At 73.7% G+C, this 9,196-nt stretch carries 9 protein-coding genes; 1 reads left to right on the top strand and 8 read right to left on the bottom strand.

Annotated elements, in window-relative coordinates; translation table 11 throughout:
* Positions 1-287: 287 nt before the first annotated feature.
* From cseC to HYE82_RS29865, 6 genes are all read right to left on the bottom strand, one after another.
* The gene (cseC, locus tag HYE82_RS29890) at positions 288-1,598 is read right to left on the bottom strand and encodes a two-component system sensor histidine kinase CseC (RefSeq protein ID WP_179177315.1); all 1,311 of its coding nucleotides are present in this window, start codon (positions 1,596-1,598) and stop codon (positions 288-290) included.
* Complete coding sequence (gene cseB, locus HYE82_RS29885) at positions 1,595-2,299, bottom strand: two-component system response regulator CseB (RefSeq protein WP_179177314.1); 705 nt, start codon at positions 2,297-2,299, stop codon at positions 1,595-1,597. The genes cseC and cseB overlap by 4 nt, the downstream gene beginning before the upstream one ends.
* A 37-nt stretch (positions 2,300-2,336) precedes the next feature.
* Complete coding sequence (locus tag HYE82_RS29880) at positions 2,337-2,972, bottom strand: hypothetical protein (RefSeq protein WP_179177313.1); 636 nt, start codon at positions 2,970-2,972, stop codon at positions 2,337-2,339.
* Between the two features lie 38 nt (positions 2,973-3,010).
* On the bottom strand, positions 3,011-3,583 hold the full coding sequence (locus tag HYE82_RS29875) for a SigE family RNA polymerase sigma factor (RefSeq protein WP_179177312.1): 573 nt from the start codon (positions 3,581-3,583) through the stop codon (positions 3,011-3,013).
* Between the two features lie 175 nt (positions 3,584-3,758).
* Positions 3,759-4,730: an A/G-specific adenine glycosylase gene (locus HYE82_RS29870; RefSeq protein ID WP_256987886.1), complete on the bottom strand. Its 972-nt coding sequence runs from the start codon at positions 4,728-4,730 to the stop codon at positions 3,759-3,761.
* Positions 4,731-4,753: 23 nt separating this feature from the next.
* Complete coding sequence (locus HYE82_RS29865; protein WP_179177311.1) at positions 4,754-5,368, bottom strand: phosphatase PAP2 family protein; 615 nt, start codon at positions 5,366-5,368, stop codon at positions 4,754-4,756.
* Positions 5,369-5,536: 168 nt separating this feature from the next.
* Between HYE82_RS29865 and HYE82_RS29860 the strand changes: the two genes are divergently transcribed.
* Entirely contained in the window at positions 5,537-6,343 is an 807-nt protein-coding gene (locus HYE82_RS29860; protein WP_218783223.1) for a hypothetical protein, read from the top strand.
* Positions 6,344-6,457: 114 nt separating this feature from the next.
* On the opposite strand, the gene disA is transcribed toward HYE82_RS29860, so the two are convergent.
* The gene (gene disA / locus HYE82_RS29855) at positions 6,458-7,582 is read right to left on the bottom strand and encodes a DNA integrity scanning diadenylate cyclase DisA (protein WP_179177309.1); all 1,125 of its coding nucleotides are present in this window, start codon (positions 7,580-7,582) and stop codon (positions 6,458-6,460) included.
* Positions 7,583-7,730: 148 nt separating this feature from the next.
* The gene (radA, locus tag HYE82_RS29850) at positions 7,731-9,155 is read right to left on the bottom strand and encodes a DNA repair protein RadA (protein WP_179177308.1); all 1,425 of its coding nucleotides are present in this window, start codon (positions 9,153-9,155) and stop codon (positions 7,731-7,733) included.
* Between the last annotated feature and the right edge of the window lie 41 nt (positions 9,156-9,196).

The following is a 9,196-nucleotide window of genomic DNA, read 5'->3' as shown; positions in this document are numbered from 1 at the left end:
CCGCACGGCCGCGCGACACCGTCCCCCCCCCCGCCGGACGGGTGCGGGCCCGTGGTGGCCGATCGCGCAGTTCCCCGCGCCCCTGGGGTGGCCCTGCCCGGTCGGCGGATGGCGGCCAGGCAGGTACTTGGGGACCTGGTCGACCGCGCACCCGGGTGGTCCCGCCCGGTCGGCGACACGCCGAGCGAGCGGCTCCTGCTCAGGGGCGCGGGGAACTGCGCGACCGGCCACAGCGGGCCCGCAGGCGACCACCGGCCCCTCACCGCACCCCCCGCGGAGCGCCTCGCTCAGCCCGGCAGCTGGATGATCGGAAAGCTGCCCGTGGCCGTCGGCGCGTGCTCCGGCAGCCACAGCACGGCCACCGCGCCGGCCGCCGCCCCCTCGCGGTCCACGCCGCCCGGCGCGGCCACGTTGCGGAAGGTCAGCCGGGCCCCCAGGACCCGCGCCTGGCCCTCCGCGATGGTCAGCCCGAGCCCGTGGCCCACCCCGGCCCGGTCCGTGGACCCGGTCCGGAACCGGCTCGGTCCCTCCCGCAGCAGGTCTTCGGGGAAGCCCGGCCCGTGGTCCCGGACCCGGACGACGCGGCCCTCGATGTCGACCTGGACCGGCGGCTGACCGTAGCGGGCGGCGTTCGCCAGCAGGTTGCCCAGGATCCGCTCCAGCCGCCGCGGGTCGGTGCTGACGATCTCGTCCGCGACGACGCGGACCGACGCCTCCGGCATCAGCGCCGTCACCCGGCGGCTCACGAACTCGCCCAGCGCCACGTCCTGCAGTTCGGCCCGCTCCGACGCGCTGTCGAGCCGGGCCACCTCCAGCACGTCCTCGACCAGCGCCCGCATGGCCTGGGCCCGGTCGCGCACCAGCTCCGTCGGCCGCCCCGGCGGCAGCAGCTCCGCCGCGGTGAGCAGGCCCGTCACCGGGGTCCGCAGCTCGTGCGCGATGTCCGCGGTGACCCGCCGCTCGGCCTCCAGCCGCTGCTGGAGCGCGTCGGCCATGGCGTCGACGGCCCGCGCGAGGTCGTCGGTCTCGTCCCGTACGACACCGCCGACCGCGTCCCGGACCCGTACGTCCGGGTCCCCGTGCGCCACCCGCTGGGCGGCGGCCGCGGCCTTCCGCAGCCGGCTGGAGATCTGCCCGCCGATGAGGACGCCGAGGGCCGCGCCGGCGACGACGGCGGTCAGCGACCCGACGACCAGGGCCCGGTCCAGGTCGCGCACCAGTTTGGCGCTCTCCTTGAACGTGGTGTGCAGGGACAGCACCTGCCCGTTGCCCAGCGGTACCGCGGCCCACACCTCGGGCCCCTTCGGGGATTCCTGGATGTAGGTGCCGCGCCGCCCCGACCGGGCCTTCTCCCGGAGCTCGGCGGGCAGGTCGGGGTCGTTGACCTTCGCCCCCATGGCCGGCTTGCGCCCGACGTCGACGTTGCGGGAGATGAACTGCACCCGGTCGAGCTGGACCTCGCGGGCGCTGTCCAGCATCGAGGTGCGGGCACCGCTGTGCACCACCAGGCTCAGCGCGACCACGACGAGCGCGGCGACGGCGGCGATGGCGGTGGCGATCTTCCAGCGGATCCCCGTACGGAAGGTGAAGCGTCTCATCCCTTGAGCTTGTATCCGAAGCCGCGGACCGTTTCGATCCGGTCCTGCCCGATCTTGGTGCGCAGCCGCTGCACGTGGACGTCCACGACGCGGGTGTCACCGCCCCAGTCGTAGTCCCAGACGCGCTCCAGCAGGCGGTCGCGCGAGAGGACGGTGCCCGGCGCCGAGGAGAACTCCAGCAGCAGGCGCATCTCGGTCGGCGTCAGCGCCACCGGCGACCCGGCCCTGCGCACCTCCATGCCCTCGGTGTCGACCTCCAGGTCGCCGAAGGCCAGCAGGCCGCGCTCGGCGGATCCGTCCCCGCCCGCCCCGGCGCCGTTGGCGCCGCCGGCGTGGCCGAAGCGGCGCAGCACGGCACGGATCCGGGCGACGAGGACGGCGCCGTCGAAGGGCTTGGTGACGTAGTCGTCGGCGCCCGCCTCCAGGCCCAGGACCACGTCGATGCTGTCGGCGCGCGCCGACAGCATGATCACCGGGACGGTGGACTCGTCACGGATCCGTCGGCACAGGCTCACGCCGTCCATGCCGGGCACCATCACGTCGAGCAGGGCGATGTCGGGCCGGTCGGCCCGGAAGGACTCCAGGCCGGACAGGCCGTCGGGCATGGCCGTGACCGTGAACCCGTCGCGTTCCAGCGCCAGGGTGGTGGCCTCGCGGATGACGTCGTCGTCCTCCACGAACAGGACATGGGTCTCGGCCATGCGCAAGCCTCGCCTCGGTTCCTTCGCTGCGGGTGGGTCAGTTCTTCTGGCTGATCGCCGGCGCGGGCTGGCCCCCGCCGTCGATGTTGCTGTAGTCGGTGTGGACGCGGTCCTGCTCGGTGAACTTCCCGCCGTTCCACCGGTACGTGACCACGTCCTCGCCCGACGGGTAGGCGAGGGTGTCGCTCTTGCCGTAGACGGGCTTGGTGACGACCAGGTCGCCCCGGTCGATCTCCGCGTAGACGGGCGGCTGCTCGTCCGAGAACACATTCTCGTACGTGCCGCCCTCGGCCCGGTACACGTACGAACCCCGTCCCAGCGCATCCGCGCAGGACAGCACGTTGATCACGATGTCGGCCACCGAGCCGCCCGTGATCCTCCCGTAGCTCACGTCGACCGGGTACTCCTTGCCCGAGCACGGCTTGAGGTCCCGCTTGACCTCGGCACTGACCCGCGGGTCCGCCTTCAGCAGCGCGACCGGGTCGATCCTCCGCTCCGGCTTGCCCGAGGGGGCCGTCCGGCTCGGGGCGGGTTCGGCCGGGGGGGACGTCGCCCCGCTCCTGGCCGCCGTCTCGCTGCGGGCGGGCCCGCCGTCGCGCAGCCCGGTCCCGGTCGTGGAGCAACCGGCCGCGAACAGCACAGTGCCGACGAGGACGACCGTCCCCGCCGACATCAACACCAGCGGACTTCTACCGCTCAAGCTTTGGCCATTCAGGCCGCGCACCGCTCACGCCTCTCGTACCGGATGGTGTGGTCCCCGCGGTGATCACCGCGCTCCAGCGCGCGCATGTCCAGGTCCCGGCTCTCCAGTTCCTGCCGGAGGCGGGCCAGTGCGCGGTGCAGGGTGCTCTTCACGGTACCGGTAGACATGCCGAGTGCGGCAGCCGTCTCTTCCGTGCTCATCTGCTCCCAGTGCCGCAGGACGACCACGCTGCGCTGCTTGGGGGCGAGCACCTTGAGGATGTCCATCAGCAGGGCCCGGTCGGCGCGCTGCTCGGTGCCGTCCTCGACGGAGGCGTCCGGGAGCTGCTCGGTGGGGACCTCTTCGAGCTTGCGGGCGCGCCACCACTCCGTACGGGTGTTGATCATGACGCGGCGCAGGTAGGCGTCGGCCAGGGCCTTGTCGGCGATGCCGTCCCAGCGGCCGTAGGTGCGCACCAGGGCGGTCTGCAGGAGGTCCTGGGCGTCGGTGGGGTCCGGAACGAGGCGCCGGGCGCTGCGCAGCAGCGCGTCCTGCCGAGTGCGTACGTACTCCTCGAAGCCGAGTACCTCGCCGTGCGCCATCTCTGACCGCCTCCGTTCCGACCAACCGCTCATCCGCTGCCCAACGACAGACGACGGTACGGAGGCGTTGTCACGAGCCTGTGCGGGCCAGCCTGCGGTGGGCGCACGGACACCCATAGGTTGTGTAACAACGGCTGTGAGCTGGGGTTTCCCCGCAAAAAACGGAATGGATCAGTCAGCTTGTGGCGCGGGTCTGCGGCAGCCGGTACATGCCCCCGGCGAGCGGCTCGACCAGCCCGTCCGAGACCAGCCCGTCCAGGGCGCGGGCCCGCTGCACGGGCTCGTTCCACACGGTGTCGAGCACGCTCCGGGGAACCGGCCCGACCGCCTCCCGCAGCACGGCCAGCAGCTTGCCGCGGACCTGCCGGTCCGTCCCCGCGTACGTCTGCCCGCGCCGCGGCGGCCCGTCGTGCGCCGGCTTCCCGGCGAGCCGCCACGCGCACAGCCCGGCCACCGGGCAGCGGGCGCAGTCCGGGCTCTTGGCCGTGCACACCAGCGCCCCGAGCTCCATGGAGGCCGCCGCCCAGCGGGCCGCCGTGGCCTCGTCGCCGGGCAGCAGGGCCCGGGCCAGGCGCCGCTCGGCGGCGGTGGTGGCATTCGGCGGATACTCGACGCCGGTCGTGGTGCGGGCGAAGACCCGGCGCACGTTGGTGTCGAGCACCGCATGCCGCTGCCCGTACGCGAAGGAGGCCACGGCGGCCGCGGTGTACTCGCCGATGCCGGGCAGCGCCAGCAGCTGCGCGTGCTCGCGGGGAACGTCGCCGCCGTGCCGCTCCGTTATCGCCACGGCCGCGCCGTGCAGCCGCAGGGCCCGGCGCGGGTAGCCGAGCCGGCCCCAGGCCCGTACGGCCTCGCCGGGGGCCTCGGCGGCCAGGTCGGCGGGCCGGGGCCAGCGGGCCAGCCACTGCTCGTACACGGGCAGGACCCGGCTGACGGGGGTCTGCTGGAGCATGAACTCGCTGACCATGACCCCCCAGGCGCCGGCTTCGGGGCGGCGCCAGGGCAGGTCGCGGGCGTGCTCGTCGAACCAGGCGATGACCGGGGAGTGCAGTGCGTGGACCGCCTCGGCGGCTTCGGCGGCTTCGGCGGCCGGGGGCACGGCGACTGAGGTCTCGGCGGGGGAGGAGGTTGTCCGGGATGCAGTCATGACATACGGCATCCTGGCACGTTTCACCGCCGTCGCGCGGAGCCCGGACCGGTGAACCAGAGCGCCGCCGGGTTGCCGCTCGTCCGCACGGCGGCGGTGATCCTACTGATCGGACCGGTCAGCGCGAGGACGAAGAGCGCGGCGACGATGCCGCCGGCGACCGCGCCCACGGCCACGTCGTGCGGGTAGTGCACGCCGACGAACACCCGCGAGTACGCCATCAGCAGGGCCATCGGCACCGTCAGCAGCACCAGCCGGCGCAGGGCGAGGGCCAGCGCCACGGCGGCCGCACCCGCGATCGCGGAGTGGTTGCTCGGGAAGGACCAGTCGCCCGGGGCCGGGCACTCCGCGAGCGAGGCGACGGCACCGGCCACCGCCCGGCAGGGACGTTCCTCCGTCACGACCAGCTTCACGCTCTCCGAGGCCACGTACGCCACGGCGGTGGCGAGCGGGGCGAGGACGGCGAGCGCCATCGCCTGCGGGTTGCGCTGCCCGCGCGCGCGCCACCACACGGATATGAACAGCACGCCGAACAACAGCAGTCCGTATTCGGTCCACACCTCGAAAGCCGACTGCACCCAACCGGGCGCTGAGTGGGCGGAGTCGGTGATGTCGCGGTAGAGGTCGGAAGTGTCCATGGTCACCGACCGTACTCAACCGGCGGAGACGCCCGTGCACGGCCCCTGGCCGATTCGTTTCGATCGGATGCCCGCAGTAGGCCGATCATCGGCAAAACCTGCCGGATACGCGGCATGTGGGGCGCGGATCGGGCCCCGGACTCTCGTAAAGTTCCGTCCGTGGGATCTATGCGCAATCCGGTCGGGCCGCTCCCCTCCTCCATCTACTGGCGACGGAGGGCCGTGCTGGCGTCCGTTGTCGCGCTCCTCGCGCTCCTCGCCGTATGGGCCGTCAGTTCCGCAGGGGGCAGGTCGAGTACGAACAGCAAGGGCCAGAAGGGGCCCGACCCCGTCACCTCGATCACCCCGGGACCGTCCGGGACCGGTCCGGCGATCAGCCAGGCGCCGGGCGGGCGCACCGAGTCGGGCGGTGGCACGGGCAAGAACGGTGACCCGGGCGCCGGTTCCGCTTCGGGCGGCGGCACAGGCTCCGGTTCGGCCGCTGCCGGCGCGGGCGGCGCCGGCGCTGGCAGCGCCGGTGCGGGTGCGGGCGGCGGCGGCGCGGCGGCCGTCCCGGCCGACTCCCAGCTGCCGACCTGCTCCTCCAGCTCCCTGCAGTGGGATGTCAAGAGCGTCAAGAACGACTACGAGGCGGGCGAGAAGCCCCGCCTCGAACTGATCGCCCGCAACATCACCGGATCGACCTGCAAGGCCGACCTCGGCCCGAAGCAGGCGGTGCTGACCATCCTGCAGGCGAGCACCAGCAAAGCCGTCTGGTCCTCGGGCGACTGCCCCACCGGCCCCGGCAGCGCCTTCTACCGCGTACCGGCGCAGGGCGAGACCAAGCAGGTCGTCGAGTGGGACCGCAGGTTCAGCGCCGCCGACCAGTGCCAGACGCCCCCGGCGGGCAGCGCCGTCCCCGACACCTACGTGGTGGAGGCCAAGTTCCCGGGCCTGCCCGTGGCCCGCACCTCGTTCGTCCTCAAGCCGGAGTAGCCCCCGCCAGGAGCAGCCCGCGGCCGGGGCCGGGAGCGACCGGAAGCGGAAGGGGCGGGCCGGACGCCTCGGCTCCGGCCCACCCCTTCTCCCTGCTCCGTCTTCTCCGCGGCCTCAGACGTACCGCTCCAGGATCGAGGACTCCGCCAGCCGGGACAGGCCCTCGCGGACGCTCCGGGCGCGGGCCTCGCCGACCCCGTCCACCGTCTGCAGGTCGTCGACGCCGGCCGCCAGCAGCTTCTGCAGCCCGCCGAAGTGCTCCACCAGCCGCTCGATGATCGCCCCCGGCAGCCGCGGCACCTTCGCCAGCAGCCGGTAGCCCCGCGGCGACACCGCCGAGTCGAGGGTCTCGGGCGAGCCCGTGTACCCCAGCGCCCTCGCCACGTTGCCCAGCTCCAGCAGCTCCGGGTGGGTCAGGGCGTCCAGCGCCGGCAGCGCCTCCTCCACCGTCCGCGACCGCTTGGCCGTCGGCTCCGGCACGTAGTCGCGGATCACGAGCTCGCGCTCCTGCTCGATCCCGACCGTCAGCTCGTCCAGCTGCAGCGACAGCAGCCGTCCGTCCGTGCCCAGCTCGACCACGTATTCCGCGATCTCCGTCGCAATCCGGCGAACCATTTCCAGCCGCTGGGCCACAGCTGTCACGTCGCGCACCGTGACCAGATCCTCGATCTCCAGCGCCGACAGCGTCCCGGCGACCTCGTCGAGGCGCAGCTTGTACCGCTCCAGCGTGGCCAGCGCCTGGTTCGCCCGGGACAGGATGGCGCCCGACTCCTCCAGGACGCGGCGCTCCCCGTTCACGTACAGCGCGATCAGCCGCATCGACTGGGAGACGGACACGACGGGGAAGCCGCACTGCTTCGAGACGCGGTCCGCCGTCCGGTGCCGGGTACCGGTCTCCTCCGTCGGGATCGACGCGTCCGGAACCAGCTGCACGCCGGCCCGCAGGATCTTCGTCAGGTCCTTGTCGAGGATGAGCGCGCCGTCCAGCTTGCACAGCTCCCGCAGCCGGGTCGCGGTGAACTCCACGTCCAGTACGAAACCGCCCGTGCACATCGCCTCGACGGTCTTGTCCATCCCGAGGACGATGAGCCCGCCGGTGTTGCCGCGGACGATCCGCTCCAGGCCGTCGCGCAGGGGCTGACCAGGTGCGACCGCGCTCAGCGAGGCACGCATCATGGACTCCTGCCTGGAGCTCGCGCCCGACTTCCCGGATGCTGCTGCCCCGTCCTTGGCTGCCACTGCACTCCTCCGGTCGCGGGTTGAGCCGCCTGTGTGGGCCGGGCGGACCGGCACAAAGTCTACCGGCGCGCGCTCCGCGCCCGCCGTGGCTTGGCGAGGAGGCCCCGCGCAGGACCCCGTACCGGCCCGGCCGCGGGCCGCCGGGAGGCTACTCGCGGGCCGTCTCGCGAGCCGTCTCGCGGGTCGTCTCACGGGGCCGCCGGCGGGGCAGAACCCGCAGCGCATCACCCATGTCCGCGACCTCCGTCACCTTCATCCCGGACGGGACCTTCCCCGGGTCGACCGGCACCAGGGCGTGCGTGAAACCGAGCCGGTGCGCCTCGGCCAGGCGCCGCTGCACCCCGGTCACCCGCCGCACCTCGCCGGCCAGGCCCACCTCCCCGATCGCCACCAGGTTCTTCGGCAGCGGGACGTCGCTCGCGGCGGAGGCCAGCGCCAGCGCCACGGCCAGGTCGGCGGCCGGCTCGGTGAGCTTCACCCCGCCCACGGTCGCGCTGTAGATGTCGCGCTTGCCGAGCGCGGTGATCCGGCCGCGCTGCTCCAGCACCGCCAGCATCATCGACACCCGGGAGGTCTCCAGGCCCGACGTGGTCCGCCGCGGCGAGGGGATCTGCGAGTCGACGGTGAGCGCCTGCACCTCCGCGACCAGCGGCCGCTTGCCCTCCAGGGTCACGGTCAGGCAGGTGCCCGGGACCGCCTCCGCGCGCCGGGTCAGGAACAGCCCGCTCGGGTCGGCGAGCCCGGTGATCCCCTCGTCGTGCAGCTCGAAGCAGCCCACCTCGTCGGTGGCCCCGTACCGGTTCTTCACCCCGCGGACGAGGCGCAGCCGGGCGTGCCGGTCGCCCTCGAAGCCGAGGACCACGTCCACCAGGTGCTCCAGCAGCCGCGGGCCGGCGATCGCACCGTCCTTGGTCACGTGCCCGACCAGCAGCGTCGCCATCCCCCGCTCCTTGGACGCCCGGATCAGCGCCCCGGCGACCTCCCGCACCTGGGCCATGCCGCCGGGCGCGCCGTCGATCTCCGGGGAGGCCACGGTCTGCACGGAGTCCAGGATCAGCAGCGAGGGCTGCACCGCGTCGAGGTGGCCCAGCACGGCCGACAGGTCGGTCTCGGCGGCCAGGTAGAGGTGGTCGCTCAGGGCCCCGATCCGGTCGGCCCGCAGCCGCACCTGGCTCGCCGACTCCTCGCCGGTGACGTACAGGGTGCGGTGGGTCTCGCTGGCCGCCTTGGCCGCGACGTCCAGCAGCAGCGTGGACTTGCCGACACCGGGCTCGCCGGCCAGCAGGACCACCGCTCCGGGCACCAGCCCGCCGCCGAGGACCCGGTCCAGTTCGTCCACGCCGGTGCTGCGGGCGGTGGCAGTCCGGCCGTCGACCTGTGCGATCGGGAGCGCGGCGGACGTGACGCGGCCGGCAGCGGTGGTCCGCACGGCGGGCGCGCCCATCTCCTCGACGGTGCCCCAGGCCTGGCATTCGGGGCAGCGGCCGAGCCACTTCGCGGTGGTCCAGCCGCACTCGGTGCAGCGGTAGGAGGGCCGGTCCTTGGCGGACGAGCGGGATGTACGGGCAGCCATGCGGCCCACGGTATCCGCCCCCGCCGACAGTCCCCGCCGGC

Origin of the sequence: Streptomyces sp. BR123 (assembly GCF_013401435.1) — a bacterium.
GTDB lineage: Bacteria > Actinomycetota > Actinomycetes > Streptomycetales > Streptomycetaceae > Streptomyces.
This window is presented reverse-complemented; position numbering and strand designations above follow the sequence as displayed.